Source organism: Planctopirus sp. SH287 (assembly GCF_056500625.1).
In genome coordinates this window covers 1,627,719-1,642,808 of record NZ_CM151403.1, presented here as the reverse complement: position 1 = coordinate 1,642,808, position 15,090 = coordinate 1,627,719, and the positions used below count along the sequence as shown (strand labels likewise).

Annotated in this window: 25 protein-coding genes; 16 read left to right on the top strand and 9 right to left on the bottom strand. The window is 54.1% G+C overall.

Annotated features, from left to right (window positions below):
- Nucleotides 1–5 precede the first annotated feature (5 nt).
- From SH287x_RS06265 to SH287x_RS06220, 10 genes are all read left to right on the top strand, one after another.
- Nucleotides 6–1,232: a methyltransferase domain-containing protein gene (locus tag SH287x_RS06265; RefSeq protein ID WP_479517718.1), complete on the top strand. Its 1,227-nt coding sequence runs from the start codon at nucleotides 6–8 to the stop codon at nucleotides 1,230–1,232.
- A gap of 60 nt (nucleotides 1,233–1,292) precedes the next feature.
- Nucleotides 1,293–1,730: a hypothetical protein gene (locus SH287x_RS06260; RefSeq protein WP_479517717.1), complete on the top strand. Its 438-nt coding sequence runs from the start codon at nucleotides 1,293–1,295 to the stop codon at nucleotides 1,728–1,730.
- 148 nt (nucleotides 1,731–1,878) lie between these two features.
- The gene (locus SH287x_RS06255) at nucleotides 1,879–2,781 is read left to right on the top strand and encodes an ArdC family protein (protein WP_479517716.1); all 903 of its coding nucleotides are present in this window, start codon (nucleotides 1,879–1,881) and stop codon (nucleotides 2,779–2,781) included.
- Between the two features lie 120 nt (nucleotides 2,782–2,901).
- Nucleotides 2,902–3,519: a hypothetical protein gene (locus tag SH287x_RS06250; RefSeq protein WP_479517715.1), complete on the top strand. Its 618-nt coding sequence runs from the start codon at nucleotides 2,902–2,904 to the stop codon at nucleotides 3,517–3,519.
- Nucleotides 3,520–3,583: 64 nt separating this feature from the next.
- Nucleotides 3,584–3,838, top strand: a complete 255-nt coding sequence (locus SH287x_RS06245) for a hypothetical protein (protein ID WP_479517714.1) — start codon at nucleotides 3,584–3,586, stop codon at nucleotides 3,836–3,838.
- 15 nt (nucleotides 3,839–3,853) lie between these two features.
- Entirely contained in the window at nucleotides 3,854–4,117 is a 264-nt protein-coding gene (locus SH287x_RS06240; RefSeq protein ID WP_479517713.1) for a hypothetical protein, read from the top strand.
- Between the two features lie 34 nt (nucleotides 4,118–4,151).
- Nucleotides 4,152–4,472: a hypothetical protein gene (locus SH287x_RS06235; protein ID WP_479517712.1), complete on the top strand. Its 321-nt coding sequence runs from the start codon at nucleotides 4,152–4,154 to the stop codon at nucleotides 4,470–4,472.
- A 43-nt stretch (nucleotides 4,473–4,515) separates the two neighbouring features.
- Complete coding sequence (locus SH287x_RS06230; RefSeq protein ID WP_479517711.1) at nucleotides 4,516–5,457, top strand: Holliday junction DNA helicase RuvB C-terminal domain-containing protein; 942 nt, start codon at nucleotides 4,516–4,518, stop codon at nucleotides 5,455–5,457.
- Between the two features lie 45 nt (nucleotides 5,458–5,502).
- The gene (locus SH287x_RS06225; RefSeq protein WP_479517710.1) at nucleotides 5,503–5,973 is read left to right on the top strand and encodes a helix-turn-helix transcriptional regulator; all 471 of its coding nucleotides are present in this window, start codon (nucleotides 5,503–5,505) and stop codon (nucleotides 5,971–5,973) included.
- A gap of 223 nt (nucleotides 5,974–6,196) precedes the next feature.
- Nucleotides 6,197–7,072, top strand: a complete 876-nt coding sequence (locus tag SH287x_RS06220; protein ID WP_479517709.1) for a tyrosine-type recombinase/integrase — start codon at nucleotides 6,197–6,199, stop codon at nucleotides 7,070–7,072.
- 108 nt (nucleotides 7,073–7,180) lie between these two features.
- On the opposite strand, the gene SH287x_RS06215 is transcribed toward SH287x_RS06220, so the two are convergent.
- The 4 genes from SH287x_RS06215 to SH287x_RS06200 all read right to left on the bottom strand — a co-directional run bounded on the left by SH287x_RS06215 (nucleotide 7,181) and on the right by SH287x_RS06200 (nucleotide 9,054).
- Nucleotides 7,181–7,801 (bottom strand): YdeI/OmpD-associated family protein, encoded by a 621-nt coding sequence (locus SH287x_RS06215; protein WP_479517708.1) that lies wholly within the window; start codon nucleotides 7,799–7,801, stop codon nucleotides 7,181–7,183.
- A gap of 104 nt (nucleotides 7,802–7,905) precedes the next feature.
- Nucleotides 7,906–8,280 carry a DoxX family protein gene (locus SH287x_RS06210; protein ID WP_479517707.1) on the bottom strand — a complete coding sequence of 125 codons (375 nt, stop codon included), beginning with the start codon at nucleotides 8,278–8,280 and terminating at the stop codon, nucleotides 7,906–7,908.
- 34 nt (nucleotides 8,281–8,314) lie between these two features.
- Nucleotides 8,315–8,731: an SRPBCC family protein gene (locus tag SH287x_RS06205; protein ID WP_479517706.1), complete on the bottom strand. Its 417-nt coding sequence runs from the start codon at nucleotides 8,729–8,731 to the stop codon at nucleotides 8,315–8,317.
- A complete protein-coding gene (locus SH287x_RS06200) occupies nucleotides 8,728–9,054 on the bottom strand; it encodes an ArsR/SmtB family transcription factor (protein WP_479518672.1) in 327 nt (108 codons plus the stop codon). Before SH287x_RS06200 ends, SH287x_RS06205 begins: the two co-directional genes overlap by 4 nt.
- A 126-nt stretch (nucleotides 9,055–9,180) precedes the next feature.
- Here SH287x_RS06200 and SH287x_RS06195 point away from each other — a divergent pair, with 126 nt between their 5' ends.
- The gene (locus tag SH287x_RS06195) at nucleotides 9,181–9,495 is read left to right on the top strand and encodes a hypothetical protein (RefSeq protein WP_479517705.1); all 315 of its coding nucleotides are present in this window, start codon (nucleotides 9,181–9,183) and stop codon (nucleotides 9,493–9,495) included.
- A gap of 5 nt (nucleotides 9,496–9,500) precedes the next feature.
- Here SH287x_RS06195 and SH287x_RS06190 read toward each other — a convergent pair whose 3' ends face one another.
- Nucleotides 9,501–10,142 (bottom strand): hypothetical protein, encoded by a 642-nt coding sequence (locus tag SH287x_RS06190; RefSeq protein ID WP_479517704.1) that lies wholly within the window; start codon nucleotides 10,140–10,142, stop codon nucleotides 9,501–9,503.
- Nucleotides 10,143–10,160: 18 nt separating this feature from the next.
- Nucleotides 10,161–10,457 carry a hypothetical protein gene (locus SH287x_RS06185; protein WP_479517703.1) on the bottom strand — a complete coding sequence of 99 codons (297 nt, stop codon included), beginning with the start codon at nucleotides 10,455–10,457 and terminating at the stop codon, nucleotides 10,161–10,163.
- A 134-nt stretch (nucleotides 10,458–10,591) separates the two neighbouring features.
- On the opposite strand from SH287x_RS06185, the gene SH287x_RS06180 reads away from it, so the two are divergent.
- The 5 genes from SH287x_RS06180 (at nucleotide 10,592) to SH287x_RS06160 (ending at nucleotide 12,533) form a co-directional block, all read left to right on the top strand.
- Nucleotides 10,592–11,011 (top strand): hypothetical protein, encoded by a 420-nt coding sequence (locus SH287x_RS06180; protein ID WP_479517702.1) that lies wholly within the window; start codon nucleotides 10,592–10,594, stop codon nucleotides 11,009–11,011.
- Nucleotides 11,012–11,061: 50 nt separating this feature from the next.
- Complete coding sequence (locus SH287x_RS06175) at nucleotides 11,062–11,469, top strand: hypothetical protein (protein WP_479517701.1); 408 nt, start codon at nucleotides 11,062–11,064, stop codon at nucleotides 11,467–11,469.
- A 127-nt stretch (nucleotides 11,470–11,596) separates the two neighbouring features.
- On the top strand, nucleotides 11,597–11,890 hold the full coding sequence (locus tag SH287x_RS06170) for a hypothetical protein (RefSeq protein ID WP_479517699.1): 294 nt from the start codon (nucleotides 11,597–11,599) through the stop codon (nucleotides 11,888–11,890).
- 55 nt (nucleotides 11,891–11,945) lie between these two features.
- Nucleotides 11,946–12,191, top strand: a complete 246-nt coding sequence (locus SH287x_RS06165; RefSeq protein WP_479517698.1) for a hypothetical protein — start codon at nucleotides 11,946–11,948, stop codon at nucleotides 12,189–12,191.
- A 72-nt stretch (nucleotides 12,192–12,263) separates the two neighbouring features.
- Nucleotides 12,264–12,533: a hypothetical protein gene (locus SH287x_RS06160; RefSeq protein ID WP_479517697.1), complete on the top strand. Its 270-nt coding sequence runs from the start codon at nucleotides 12,264–12,266 to the stop codon at nucleotides 12,531–12,533.
- Nucleotides 12,534–12,754: 221 nt separating this feature from the next.
- Here SH287x_RS06160 and SH287x_RS06155 read toward each other — a convergent pair whose 3' ends face one another.
- The 3 genes from SH287x_RS06155 to SH287x_RS06145 are packed head-to-tail and all read right to left on the bottom strand — an operon-like array spanning nucleotide 12,755 to nucleotide 14,951.
- On the bottom strand, nucleotides 12,755–13,180 hold the full coding sequence (locus SH287x_RS06155) for a helix-turn-helix domain-containing protein (protein ID WP_479517696.1): 426 nt from the start codon (nucleotides 13,178–13,180) through the stop codon (nucleotides 12,755–12,757).
- A 58-nt stretch (nucleotides 13,181–13,238) separates the two neighbouring features.
- Nucleotides 13,239–13,766 carry a SprT family zinc-dependent metalloprotease gene (locus SH287x_RS06150; protein ID WP_479517695.1) on the bottom strand — a complete coding sequence of 176 codons (528 nt, stop codon included), beginning with the start codon at nucleotides 13,764–13,766 and terminating at the stop codon, nucleotides 13,239–13,241.
- A 39-nt stretch (nucleotides 13,767–13,805) separates the two neighbouring features.
- Nucleotides 13,806–14,951, bottom strand: coding sequence for a hypothetical protein (locus SH287x_RS06145; protein WP_479517694.1), 1,146 nt, complete (start codon nucleotides 14,949–14,951; stop codon nucleotides 13,806–13,808).
- Nucleotides 14,952–15,090: the final 139 nt, after the last annotated feature.

Here is a 15,090-nt window from a genome sequence, read left to right as displayed (position 1 = left end):
TGCCAATGAAAGTCCTCTTCCTCCACGGTTGGCACTCAGTTCCGGGCGGCGTCAAACCGACGTATCTCAAAGACGCCGGTCACGAGGTACTTAACCCGAAACTTGATGATGACGATTTCGATGCGGCGGTTCGCACTGCTCAAGCCGAGTTTGATCAGCACCGACCGGATGTGATCGTTGGCTCTTCCCGTGGCGGTGCAGTCGCCATGAACATTGAGTCGGGCGAAATACCGCTCGTCCTTCTTTGTCCGGCGTGGAAGAATTGGGGAACCGCCAGAACCCTCAAGGCGAACTCAGTCATCCTTCACAGCCGAGCCGACGATGTGATTCCTTTCAGCGATTCGGAAGAGCTTGTCGCCCATAGCAGCCTTCCATCTGAAACGCTCATTGAGATTGGAAGCGATCATCGTCTCGCTGATCCAGAACCGTTGGCAAAGATGCTTGAGGAATGTGTGAGCCTTGGCAGACAAGCCGTGACTGAACAGACCGAACCTTCGATGGAGATGATGTTCTCGTTCTTCGAGGGTGTCAGCCGAAAGGGACCGGGGAGCGAAGCCTCCACATTGAAAGCTCTTTCGCTGCTGAAAGACCTTCCGCCAAGACCCCAAATCGTTGAGTTCGGTTGCGGCACTGGTGTTGCGTCGATCCCGTTGGCTCGCAGTATCGAATGCGAATTGACCGCCGTTGAAATCCATCAGCCGTTTCTCGACACACTTGTGGATGCCGCAGTTCAGAATGGCATCGCAGATCGGATCAAGACAGTTCGAGCCGATATGGGAGAACCGCCGTTCCCAGAGAACTCGTTTGATATGGTCTGGTCCGAAGCAGCGATTTACAACATCGGCTTTGAGCATGGATTGCGGCTCTGGAAACCACTATTGCGTTCAGGCGGATACATCGCAGTCTCGGAAGCTGTGTGGCTGACACAGAAACCGCCGCAAAGGGCAAAAGATTTCTGGGACTCGGAATATCCCTCGATGATGACTGTGGATGACAACCTCGCCATGATTCGAGTAGCAGGCTTTGACCACGTTGAGCACTTCATCTTGCCATCCGATGATTGGCAGAACTACTACGGTCCGTTGCAGGAGAATATCACGACGTACCGGTCGAGCCATTCCGACAATCCCGCAGCACAATCCTTGGCTGACAGCTTGCAGCATGAGATTGATCTGTGGAAGGAATGCGGCGACAGTTTCGGCTACTGCTTCTTTGTCGGTAGGGCGAACTGAGGAGTCAAGAGAACGGACCAAGGTCGTCAATCATCGCCAATCTCATCCACTCAGGAGACGATGATGAACGCCCAAGCCCTTCTCGCCAAGCATTGGAAGAACGAAGAACTGAATCTGTCCGAAGGACGGCACCAGATCGACGAAGAGTTCGTTGTTCGTGTCCGTGGCTCGGTCGTCAAACATGCGGACCAGATGATTGCTCCTACCGTCAGCATCCCGCTCGTCACGACACTGGCGTTGTTCTGGGAGAAGGCAGGCATCAATCAGGATGTCGCTCTGGACCTGTTGCGTGAAGCTCTGACGGAAGCGATGGACGATGGACTCGATGACAATCACGTCATCAAGAATCGCATTGAGCAGGTCGAGACAGCAATCAAAGCCGTGAAGAACGATCTCATCGCTCAGCTTCCCAAGATGCCACGCACGGGCAAGGTCGTCACGGACAATCTGATCGTCGAACTCGTTCCAGTTCAAGACGAGGCACTCGCCGTCGCCTGATCGATTCCTGAAACATCAACTCAAAGGGCTGGACATCTTCATTGGTGACCAGCCCTTTTTGCGTTTCATGGTCAGTTGCAAAGTTGCAACTGCCAGAGGGACCAACAGCAGCCATTGTCACCAACCAACCTTCAACGGGAGAACGACAATGGGCAAGTCCACGAAAGACATTCAGGCGGAAATCACCAACAAGATCATCGAGTCGCTCAAGGCTGGAACCATTCCTTGGCGGAAGCCTTGGTCGTCATCGCCGAACTGCGGCTCGCCTGCAAACGTCGTCAGCGGGAAGCGATACCGAGGCATCAACCCACTGCTCTTGGAACTGCACCGGCAGGAGCACGGCTTCACAAACAAGTGGTACGCCACTTTCAACCAATGGCGTGACCTCAGTGCTTCGGTCATGAAAAGACCGGACCATGTGAAGCCCGGAGAATGGGGTTGCTCCATTATTTATTTTGCCCCAGTAAAGAAGACCAAGGAAGACCCGAAGACCGGCGAAGAGATCGAAGTCGAGTTCGCCATGCTCAAGCAGTACACGGTGTTCTCTGCTGAGCAGGTCGAATTGCCGGACCACCTGCGGCATTTACACGACACCGAGCCTGATGCAATGGCACCGAGTTTCATCGATTATGAACCGGCTGAGCAAGCCATCGCTGCGACACAAGCGAACATTCGATTCGGTGGTGACAAGTGTTTCTACGTTCCGTCGAAGGACTACATCCAGATGGTTCCGAAACATCAGTTCGCCAGTGAGAAGGAATTCTACGCCACCTGCTTGCACGAACTGAGTCATTGGAGCGAGAAGCGATGCAACTGGACCGGCAGCTACGCTGAGGGCGAATTGCGAGCGGAAATGTCCGCAGCGTTCCTGTGTGCTGAGTTGGAGATTCCAAACAGCGACGATCTCACCAACGTCAACGCCTACCTGCAAAACTGGCTCAAGGCGTTGAACGATGATCCCCGCTTCATCTTCAAGGCGAGTACCGCTGCCAGCAAAGCGGCTGACTTCGTGCTGAGCTTTTCACGCCAAGCCGAATCGGTCTTGGCGTGACTCAACTCTCCCAAGAGCCAGCGACTCACCCTCGCTGGCTCTTTCTGTTTCTACGCCAACCAATGTCGGACCAATCGCAGTTCACCGTGACGGTAACCAACCACAAACGGAGAACGAGCGATGGCGACAGCAATACATCTCGGTGATCAGACGATTGAGGATGCGGCGACGGAATCGGCTGGCAACTGGCGTGACTTCGACTGTTTCGTGTGGTGGCGGAAGGACGAACTCGAACGACCAGAAAACTGGATGATTCACTATAGCCAGCATCGTGACAGCGGTCTGCTGGACCAGTCCAACGCAGAGCAGATTCGACAGGCACTCGCATCGTTCACCGAGGGTGATGATCCCGATGTTGTGGAAGAATCCCACAGCCATTGGGCTGTAGGTCACATCGACGGGTTCTCAATGCGAGTCTTCCGAGACGGTGAAATAACCAAGGCATTTCGGACCTTCCACAAGCTGATGGAGTCGCTGGCTGCGTATCCGATTCTGGATGAAGAAGACTTAAGCAATCGGGAATACGAAGCGACCGTCGAGAACATTGTCGATGCTGCTTGGCGGCTGCGGGATGACTACGAACTGCCGGACAACTGGCAGTACGAAGTCTACGACTGGTTGTCCGACAACGAATGCAGCGAGATCGAATGCTGCGGTGACCAAGGCGGCTACCCGTCTGAAGACTCGCTGCGTCGTGCGATGGACGCTCTCTTCGAGCGAATCGAAGACGAAGAGTAAGCGGACCGGAATGGTGAGGCATCAAGATCGAACTCGATGCCTCACCTTCACCCGGAGCCAACGCATGATCGATGACGCCGACCGCATTCTGCTTTCACCTAAATCGCTGCAACGAAAGATTCGTGAGAACCAGCGGTTCCACAGATACGAACGAATGCTGCGGCGAATCCGCCTTCGCATCTTCGAGTACGAGGATCAAGGCAAGCTGGAAAAGGCTTATCGAGTCATCGCCAGAATCAAAGTCATCTGCGGACCAATGTGGGAACGCAGAGCGAAGCGACTCGAAGAGGAACGCCTCTCACGTCTTCGCTGGCACTAACGGAGAACCACAATCATGCCCATGTACGAGATCGAGCAGTATGAGCTTCACTCGTCCAAGTATCGAGTCGAAGCCAGCAGCGAAGCGGAAGCCATCGCAAAGCTCCTCTATGGCGAAGCGGACCCGGTGGATGACTCTCTCGAATACATCGAGGTCGCTGACGACTTCGGCTTGTCCGTGGATGAGAACCGAGAACTTGCCGAGCAGCTTCACGAATTCGGCGTCCCCGTCAGCGAGCATGTCATTCCCTCAATTCGCTCCGTAGAGGAAGTCGAGTGAACCGGACCACCAAACAAACAGAGGAGAACTCAGCGTGAAAGCGAAAACAGAAAGGACGTTCGTGATCTTCCGCAGATGGAAGGACACCGGCACCATCATCGCCCTGTTCCCGACGATCCCTTCGGATCGGCATGGCTGGTACTGCTTGAGCTATGAACACATCGGGCAGCATGGCGGTGCCGATTTTCACGGCGTCATGCAAGCGACGACGCCTGCCAGACGACAGGACACGCTCCCGTTGCGGCGTGAACTACGGCGGCGAGGTTACCGGCTCGCACCGATCCAGCGGACCACGGCGACGATGCACGAGCAGAGAAAAACAGAAGCTCGACGTTATCGAACATCTGCCGCTTGACAAATCACGACAGGACCGGACCAATCCGAGGATGAACCATTCAATGAACAACACCGAACCGATCATCACCAGCCTCAACCACGTCGTCGGGCAACAACGTGCCGTCTCAGTGCTTCGCACCGCTCTCGATGCCTACTGGCACGACCGATCAAGGAGCGGTGGAAAGGAAGCGTTCCCGCATCTCCTGATGTGCGGACCGGGTGGAACCGGCAAGACGCTGCTGACGGAACTGATCGCCAAGGAACTCTGTACTGAATGCCACGTTGAGTTGGCTCAGAACATCGGCAGCATCGCTCAGATGCAAGGTCTGTTGATGATGCTGGAACCCGAACACATTCTGCTCGTGGACGAGATACACGAATTGAGCGAGACCGTTCAGGTGTCTCTGTACCGTGCCATCGAAGAACGCAAGCTGTTCCTTGGTGGCAATCGGAAGCCGGTGACACTTCCGCCGTTCACGTTGATCGGTGCAACGACGGACGAGTACCTGCTCACGACAAGCATGAGGGACCGCTTCAAGATACTGCTGCGATTACAGCACTACAGCGACGACGAAATGCTGCTGCTGATTTCTCAGCGAGCCACAAGGCTCGGTTGGGAGATCGATCTGAAGTCGGTGCAGGAGTTGGCGTATCGAAGTCGTGGCGTTCCACGCTTGGCGGTTCGCCTGCTCGACAGTGCGAAGCGAACGGCATCATCCAAATCGTCCGACACAATCGAGCCGTCGCACGTTGAAGAGATGCTCGCCATCGAAGGTTTCGACTCGCTCGGATTCGATCCGGTTGAACAGCGATACCTGACACTCCTCAAGGAACATCAGGGACCGGTTCGCTTGAACGTGATCGCCACACATCTTGGTTTGCCGAGGCAGACCATCGAGATGTTCGAGCGGGATTTCATTCGTCTCGGTCTGATCACCAAAGGCGACAAGGGAAGAGCCTTGACGCCGAAGGGTGTCGAGCATTTGAGCAGGCATGGTGCCTGATCTTTTTGTGCGGGAACAGTCCGGTTTTTGTGAGGAGATCATTCGATGAGTGTGGGGACCATGACCGAGAATCAACCGAAAGCTGCCATCACCGTGTCCAAGATGTGTTCGCTTCTGGGCATGAGTCGCAGTCAGTTTTACTGGCACGTTCGCAAAGGGACGTTTCATGCTCCGCTCAAGCTGAGTAATGGACGACCGTACTACAACGCCAGTCAGGTCGAAGACAACATCAAGGCGAAGGAACTCGGCATCGGGGTGAACGGCGAGTACGTCTTGTTCTACCAACGGGACAACGAGACGCCCAAAGAGACAAAGACGACGACGCCGAAGCCCAAGCCGAAGCAGGACCACGCCGAGTTGATGGACGGTCTGGCGGCACTCGGTTTGTCGGGTCTGACGACCTCGATGGTCGCCGGTGCGGTTGAGCAGTGCTATCCGCAGGGGACTGCCGGGCAGGACGAAAATGACATTCTTCGCACAGTCTTCCGACACTTGAAGCGTGCGGGGTCTGCGTGATTGTCCGGCGAAGTGTGAAGCGGGTTCGTGCGAAGTCTGTTTAGAGTTTGGCAGGATTCGTTCGGACCATGTGCGGGAAGCGTCGGAGATTGAGCGAGGTCTGTGTGATCTCCGTGTGATGTGTGTGGCAAAGCCGTGTGAACTCTGTACGAAAGGTGTGCGAAAGATGTCCGATGACCGATCCGAAAACTGTGCGGAATTATGCACGATAAGTGCCATTATCATGCGTTCGCCCGAATCTGGCAGCGAAGTCGTCGGACCGGTCGTCCAACAAGCCGACACCGATGACCAACTCATCGAACTGTGGCTGCACGGTCGCCCGAAGAACACGCAGCGAGCGTACCGACGAGAGATTGCGAAGTTTCTTGAATCGACGAATAAGCCGTTGCGTTCAATCAAGCTGATCGACATTCAGAATTACACGGACGACATTCCGTCCTGCCTGAAGCCATCTTCTGTGAGGCGTGCATTGACCGCAATCAAAAGTCTGTTTGCCTTCGGATTCCGCCTGGGCTATCTGACGTTTGATGTTGGACGTGCGATGAGACTGCCGTCGTCCCGTGATGAATTAGCGGACCGAATCCTGTCTGAAGTGGACGTACTACGAATTATTTCGCTCGAACCGCAACCACGAAATCGTGCGATCCTGTTGACACTTTATGCCGGGGGCTTTCGAGTCTCGGAAATCTGCTCACTCAAGTGGCGTCATTTACAGGAACGTGATTCCGCAGGTCAGATCACCGTCTATGGAAAGGGCGGCAAGACTCGGACCGTCCTGATGCCTCAAGCTGTTTGGGAAGCATTACAAAAGTTGGATTCCAACGCTTCACCAGAAGCTCCGGTTTTCCGAAGCAGAAAGAAAGGTCATCTCGATGAGTCTGCCGTGTGGCGAATTGTCAGCAAGGCGTCCGAACGAGCTGGCATCGACAAGAACGTATCGTGTCACTGGTTCCGCCACGCCCATGCTTCACACGCACTGGACCGAGGATGCCCGATTCATCTGGTGCAGGCGACTTTGGGGCATTCGTCGATCTCGACGACGGGGCGATACCTTCATGCACGACCAACTGATTCGAGCGGAAATTACTTGCCGTTCTGATTGTTTTGGGACCAACCGCAGTCGTCATCAACAACTCACACTTTCAAGGAGAAATCGATGACGACCACGAGAAATATGACAAGGAACACTAATTTCCTTCTTGCTCGATCACCGCTCTGTCGCACCCTTGCCAGAAATAATCTTCGCTCGAAACTGGATAATTCGAGATACTCGTGTTGCGACCTTCTTCGCTGAATTGAGGGAAATAACGTAGCTCTTCTGTCTTCCCGGCGTAAGCCTGTGAAAGGCATCAGCTAACTCATTGTCACATTCCAGTGCCTCCACGAGTTCCACGGGCAATTCAATCTTGCTCGTCTGCCTACTGGGCTTAACGCCAGCCTTCGCATAGCCAATTGCTTCCATCAAGTACGACACGATTGTCGATTTCAACGCCGCTACTTGCTGCATCTCATTGAATCGAAACATATCAGGATGAGGGGTATTTGGACCCTGTCTCTCCAAGACGCAATCAGGATCTTTCATTAGTGAAGCGTTGAAGAAGCTGAGCCGAAAGTCTGTGCGAAATGCACCAATAACAACAATGTTCCGATTGCTATGCATATAGCAAGGGTGACCCCACTTCACTGTCTCTTCGAGTCCAGACTCGATGCAAATGTGACGGAGTTCCTCTAAGCCATGGACCCACTTGCGAGTAGAACAATCAGCCGTGGCAAACCGATCACAACGTCCACAACCATTTGAAAAGTATTCTTCGATGTTGCTGATCATGGTCTTTAGTTCCATACGACAGAACCGGCGAGATAAGCTCAAGGACGATTCGATGCAAAGTCTTGCAGTCAGACTACCTATTGAATTCAGTTTGAATTTGAGAACTATGCTTCGCCTGCTACACATGAGAATCTTCTGTATGCAATCACACCGGACACTATTGCCACAATGAGCCAATAGACGACAGGACCGAAAGCCTTGTCGCCAGAACGAAAGTGTAAACAGGCAAAAAGCAACATCTCGGCTACGATCAATACTGCGGCAATTGGGACCAACTGAGATACTGGCTTGTAGACAAAGGGCATCAGTAAGCAGATTGAGACAAGAATCTCGATCCCACTGAGTCCCAACCACATAGCGTTCGGAATCGCTCGCAATGAAGGCATTGTTTGTTCGGCGGTATTGGAGAATTTCCAGACGGCACCAATGGCTGTGTGGATAGCAAGGAGAACTTGGAGAACTGAGCTTAGAGTGTTCATTTTATTTTGCCTTAGGTAGTCGTGATGTGGACCGCTAGAGTGATTCGTTCAGCTTATCCAGCATCGTGCCCCATCCATGTCTTGCACCGTGGAAAGCCTGCTTGCCGAAAGGGTGCGAAATATCGAAGCCAGAATGTTCAAAGAGCAGTCGTGTACCAATTCCTTCGGGCTGTAGCTCAAAACTGACTTTCGTGTCCTTCAGGTGTCCAGCCGCCCAAGAGAAGACAAGCCGAGTTGCAACGTCACAGACTAGCACTTCGCACTGAATGCTAAGTCCTTCAAAACCGACTTCTGGCTTTGGTGGAACTTCAAAAGTAAAGCGATGACCAATCTTTGGCTCGAAATTGTTTGGATACATCCAGCCAGCAAGCGATTCACTGGTTGCTATCGCACGCCAAACTACATCTGGTGGCTTGGGAATCATCAATACTCTGCGAACCGATTCCGTCACTCTTTGTTTCCTTCCATCAGTTGGTTGTGAAGCCGCTGCAATCGCTCATCCCAGAATCGCTCATACTTGGCAATCCACTGTTTAACATGAGATAATTGATCTGGTGCCAGTCGATAAATCCGCTCTCGACCATTCCGCTTTTCTGTAACAAGCCCCGTATCGAGCAACACACGAAGGTGTTGTGACACTGCCGGACGACTCATTTCGAATCTTGCTGCTAGAGTCTTGACTGCACATTCTGAGTCTGCCAATAAGTCGAGCATTTGCCGCCGTGCGGGGTGGCTAATAGCTACGAAAACGTCAGGAGCAGTTTGTTGTGTCATCATTCAATGATAATAGGTAAGCAATAGCTTACCAGTCAAGCCCCAAATGAAAATTCTATTGGGGTGGTCGCTTCTTGGGACCAACCGCTGTCGTCATCAACAACTCTCACTCTCAAGGAGAAAACGATGACGACGACAATGAGAACAGCGGTAGCAAACGGAGCGGACGAGATTCAGCGAAAAGCGGCGAGCGATGCGGACGCCGTGCAATGCGGCGTGAACATCGTCGCCATCGTCGGATCATTCCATCGGCATCTGCTCGCCCTGCAACAGAGCGGCGTTCGTGGCGAAGAACTCTTCAATCATCCGGTCGCTCTCAGCTTCACCAGCAAGCTAAACTCTCTGTGTCGGATGACACTCGACCGAGAACTCGACGCTTTGGGTGCCGTTCGTCGCATCGAGCAAGGCGATGCCGTTGAGTATGAAGTGATCCCGCTGTGAAACTCCTAATCTGGGATTTGATGAATCTCCCAATTGCTGGCATTGTGGATGAGCAGATGCCCCATTTTTCCTTCCGGGGAAGCGAACGACAAGTGACCGCTGATGAACCGGTCAGCATACTCTCTGAGCATACACGTGTCTTTCGAACCCGGAAGTGCGGCTGCGTCAGCGATGGCTTCGTCCACAATTGCCACTCTCGTGATGTTGGCTAGGTTCTCGTACTGGTACGTTTCGATGGTTGGTTCTTCCGTGACACGCACAGCATCGGCGAGACGGGACCAGATTCCTTCACCATGCTTTCGAAAGAAGAATCGCACGTCGCCTGCCAACACACCAGCAAGCCTAGCAATTGCAGCACGCTCCCCGTCCGCCACATGCGAAAACGAAACATTTCCCGAAATGTCACCAAACGACGGGTGCGACCGGTAGTAATCTCGAAGTTCATCGCAGTATTTCTGCAACTGTTCCAAATCCGTTCGGCGATCCCAGCAGACCTGTATTGTGCGACCCACTCCTCCTGAATAAGTGATGACACACGAGGCGAAATAGCCCAAAAACACCTGAAGGTGTGCATCGCCGTCGCCGCCCCGAATGGCTTCGGCAATACTTGCCGTTACGCCTTGATCATCGGTGCCGAGAAAGCTCATTTCTTGGACCGCTCGATCCTACTCATTGAGTAGGGAAGCTCCGGGCGAGTAGAACCCAAAAACGCCTGCGGGTCGAACGAGTGGCATCACTGCTTCGACGAAAACACGTCGAGCATCAGTATTGGACTGGACGTGTTTGTACTTGTAGTCTTTCTTATTGACCAAATCGCCAATCTGTCGGGCTGCATCAACAAGTCGGCTCGTATCTGCTGCCTCAAAGATGACTCCACCGACCCCGAAATCGCTTTCCCCAGAGAGGTCTGGTCGATTGGTCGTCCCTGTTTCGTCAATGACAAATAGTAAATCGTCGTCCATCTCACTTACCTACTTGCGGATTGTGTTCCACGGCGTTCCGCCCCTGATTCTAACCGACAACAAATCGGTGGGGGAGGTTCGGACCGCCCTGTCGTGGTGTTGGCAACTCAACATCACCACGACGGGAGACGGACATGACAAGCACTCGTTGCGAACGACAGGGACAAATCGAGATTGGCATCATCGAACACGAAGGTCGGGAGTTCGCCGCTCTCGGTGGTTCCGTCGTCGGGCGGAACATCACCGGGTACACCAAAGGGGACCGCTACGGCATCACGCTGACGACATGGTGCGGCAAGACCATGCTGGACTGCCGCTGCGAGATCATCGAGCGGTTCTGGTCGGGATCACTCGCTCTGATGTTCCGTCTCCCTCGTGGTCGGTTCATCATCGGCTACGCTCTCGGCGAAAGCGGAATGCTGTTCCGGGGCGAGTTGATCGACGATTGCACCGACGACGAAGCACGTCGTCAAGCAGCGTATCTCGCCAAGTATTTCGGCGATGTTGATGCCGAAGATGAAGAGGCGTTTCAAGCGGAACTCGCCGAAGCGTGATCGGACCGCAGCCATGCTCGTATCACCAACCTCAAACAGGAGACACGAGCATGGCGACAATCATTGCAAGCGGAACATTCCACGGTCACGAACTCAAAGACATTCCAGTCATCAATCCCGGCGATTGGTTTGGCAAGACGTGGCTCATCGAGATCGGCGGCAGCTACTCCCCGTTCTTCCTCATCGTCGAAGCTGACAGCATGTCAGACGCCATCGACGAACTGGCGGACAATGAGAAGTACGGGCATCACGTTGTCGTCGAGGAAGCAAACCTCGGCGATTACCCGGAAGAGGATCGGCACTACGGACCGAGCGGTCAGGTTCTCGATCTGGATCACCTGATGATCCACGGGCAGGAAGGGAACAAGACACCGTTCCCCTGCACGTACCACGGCGAGGGATTGCCTGCGGAAGGTATGAAGCCGACTGAGTTCTGCTGGGATGAAATCGAAGCATAGCGAACAACTGAGGGACGAAGAGCCGGGGCAAGGATGCCTCGGCTCTTTTCGTTTGGCGAACAGATCAATCCGTCATGGGACCAACCAGTTGAAGCATCACCAACCCTCTTCAACACAAGGAGACATAATGGTCACCGCCAACAACAAGAAGCCACGCTTCGCATTGGGTCAGGTTGTTGCTACGCCCGGAGCACTCGGAGCCTTGGAATCCACGGGGCAAACTCCGATGGAGTTCCTTCAACGTCATGTCGTTCTCGATTCGGGCGAACTCGACGAAGAGGACCAACAGACCAACGAGGAAGCAGTCACCAACGGCGAGCGAATCCTGTCGAGCTATCTGCTCAAGGATGGGACGAAGCTGTGGGTCATCACCGAAGCCGACCGCTCTTCGACATGTCTGCTTCTCCCCGACGAATACTGATCGGACCGCATCCCAGTACCAGAACAATCACCTTCACCTTTCGGGAGTCGCACGAATGACTGACGCCACTGAATCGATCCGCCGTGAGATGGTCGCCGAGATCAACGCCGAGCCGGGGAGTCGAGAGTATCTGGAAGCCAAACACGGGCAGGTCTGGGACACGAGCCAGCTTCAGGATGAGTTCGAGGTTCTCGGCTTCATGGCACCTTTCGTCGTCGCCCGCCGACGCAGCGACGGGACCAAGGGAAGCCTGATGTTTCAAGCCAACCCAAGGTTTTACTTCGGCTGGTCTCGTGAGTGATGGCTTGGTTGATCGAGGTTCGCCGGGCTTCGGCTCGGCGGACCTTTATTCCTCCACAGAAAGGAATACTTGATGACAACTGCAACACGATTTCCCCGACTGTGCCCGATCTCAAAGCAGCAGTTTCGGACCCACGCACCAGCGGGCACCGAGGTCGTTGCCAAGATTGCGGAAGTGATCGACGTTACGGCGAAAGAGTTCTCAACCGGAGGCTTCGGCTTCGTTGGCTGCGGCAAGATCGTCTTGGACATTGACGGCGTGCCGGTGAAATGCCGGGTCATGCTCTCTGCCTCAGTGATCGACAGCAATCACGCCGAAGACGCCGACTCGCAGGTTCGCTGACACCGGACCGGGCGTCCGTTGCAGAACTTCAAATGCAACAATTCCAGACGTTTTCTCGAATGCGAGTTCCCCACCCCCGGTCGGTAGGGCGATACCGCTGGTTACATTTTTGTGAACTCGCAAATTGAGAATCTGGCAGTGGGGACTGAGACTTCTACCGGAAGTCGAATCTAAAAATCGCCGCCGCTCCGACTCTCGTCGGGGGCGAAGGTTTTGAAGGCTCACACGTCAGCGTCTTCGGGGAATTCGGTGGTCGTCCAGTATTGTTCGACGATCTCACGTGCCGACACTCGGTCGCACCGAAGGAGTGATGCCAGTTCACCTTCGCTTAGTTCACCTTGATCGAATGCCTGAACTGCGAGGAACACATGCGGATCAGGAAAGCGGGCGTCCGTCACCGGATTAGGGGGATCGGCAAGCGGCTCTCCACCACGGACAATTTCGCTGACCTGCCGTCCGTAGAGCTTCGCCAGAGCGACTATTTCTTCGCCGCTGGGCTGTCGAGTACCTTGTTCGATGGCAATCAGCGTCGGTAGACCGCACCCAAGATAGTTAGCGGCATCCTCTTGAGTGATCCCTCGTTTCCTTCGAGCTTCCGCAAGGCGAGTTCCGACGATGTTGGGATCGATTTGATCAGAGGCGGGCATCTTGAACCTCCCAAGAATCAGATAGATTGCTGCCATACCGGGTTCGCTCTCGTGACGATCAGCATTCGATCTGCTCGGCACCGATACCCTTGCCGCAGATTGTGCAGTGGAAGATCGCCCCAGTTCGCTTCATGTGAGTGAAGGTGCGACGGCTGAACGTGCAGCGTTCATCTTCGGGCTTTGGGCACCCCAGCACCCGAAACAGTACGATCCCGAAGAGATTGACATCGTGGCAGCGGATCGGTTCGACACCGCACTTCGCCATTGCCGCCTTCCACTCTGCACCGTGCGGCTTGATCTCCGTGCCGTGCAGGTGAAATGCAACGATGTGACAGGTCTCGTGAATGATTGTCTTACGGCGTTCCGTCTCCGAAGCACGTTCCCAAATCCGGGTTCCGATACGAATGATGCCACGAGGGGGATTTTTGCCGTACCCGGTATCGGCAAACTTTTTGATGAACCTTTTGTTCCAGCGAACACGGATCATGTTCGACAGGTAAGCCACTTCGTTTCGGTCGAGAGCAAAGTCGATCCATTCTCGGATTTGCTGCATCGTTGATTTCTGCGGCTGTGAGGCGTTGACCATGCGGTTCCTGATGATTGCGAGATTGGAAGCGATGCTGCTTCAGACACGAGCGACGAACTTTCGGATCGGTGGGTGCTGGTCCAAAAACTTGTTCAAAAGTGATCGCATCTCTTCCATCGTCGCCTGAAACAGCTTTGTCGCCTGCCGACGCTTCTCGTCGATCTCGGCGTTGTCGGCATCGATCTTCTGGTTTGCTATTGCGATCTTGGATTCTTCCTCCCGCTTCTTGCCTTCCCAACTCTTCAACATTGTTTTGTGATTGAGTACGTGCTGGCGTTGTGCTTCGTTCCGCTCTTGCTCCGCTTGCTCTTTAAGCACCTTTCTCTCCTCACGTCCTCGAAAGAACATCAGCAGAAGTGCCGCTCCACCCACACAAAGCAGGAGGTAGAAGACGATAGGACCGATGGGGTTTGTCGAATCACCTTCGCCCGTGAGAAAAAGCGACACCATCATGAGAACGCCGAGACCTCCGATCACCGAAAGGCATCCACCACATCCAGCTTGGAAAACCGCCTTTGAGTCCGCCTTGTTTGCTACGGTCAGCGAGTGCGATGGTTTTGGCGGAGGAGGGCTGGCTGGTTCCTGCCGAAACTCCTTCGACAACTTGACGTGCTGTTTCTTCGGGAATGCCCTTTCTGCATTGAACCCGGTGGCTCTTCGTTCGTAATAGACGCCGAGCAACTGTTCGAACTGCTCCATCTCGTCGAACTGTTGGCGGGGCAAACCCGTCAGTAGTCCTTTGGCTCTCGTCGTGAGTCCGTCGAAGTGCCGCTTGTCGCCGAGGTCAGACAGGTCAGCCGTCGAGAACCCGTTGCCGGGTTGATCGAGAACCTCGAACAGTCGTTTCATGCCGAAAGCAGCAGCGACCGGATCACCATACGCCTCGGTCTCATCGAGAAATTTCTCGAATTGGAACATGACTTCTTTGAGAGATCGCTCCCGCTGCACCTGCTCGAAGTGAGTCGCCTGCATGTGGGCGATCTGATCGAGCGTACCTGCCATGTGACCGAGGAACTGATTCGTGCGGCAGGCTTCACTGTGGACCTGAGCAAGAATCTGGTTGGTCTGGAACTGCTGGATGTTTTGGGTGACCAGCAGTCCAATCTTGGCGGCGTCGGTCATCTTCCGTCGCCGGATTTCTTTCTGATACTCGTTGTCTCGCCGGATCAGATCATAGTCGCTCATGTGCCGATTCGTTTCCTGTTGCTGTTGTCCCTTCAATGGTTCTGGGCGGACAACACTGGTCCGATACCCTCCTCTTGGTTGAGCGAGTACCGGAAACGACATAGCTCAAAATGGACCATGTCTTCACACGTTTTTCACA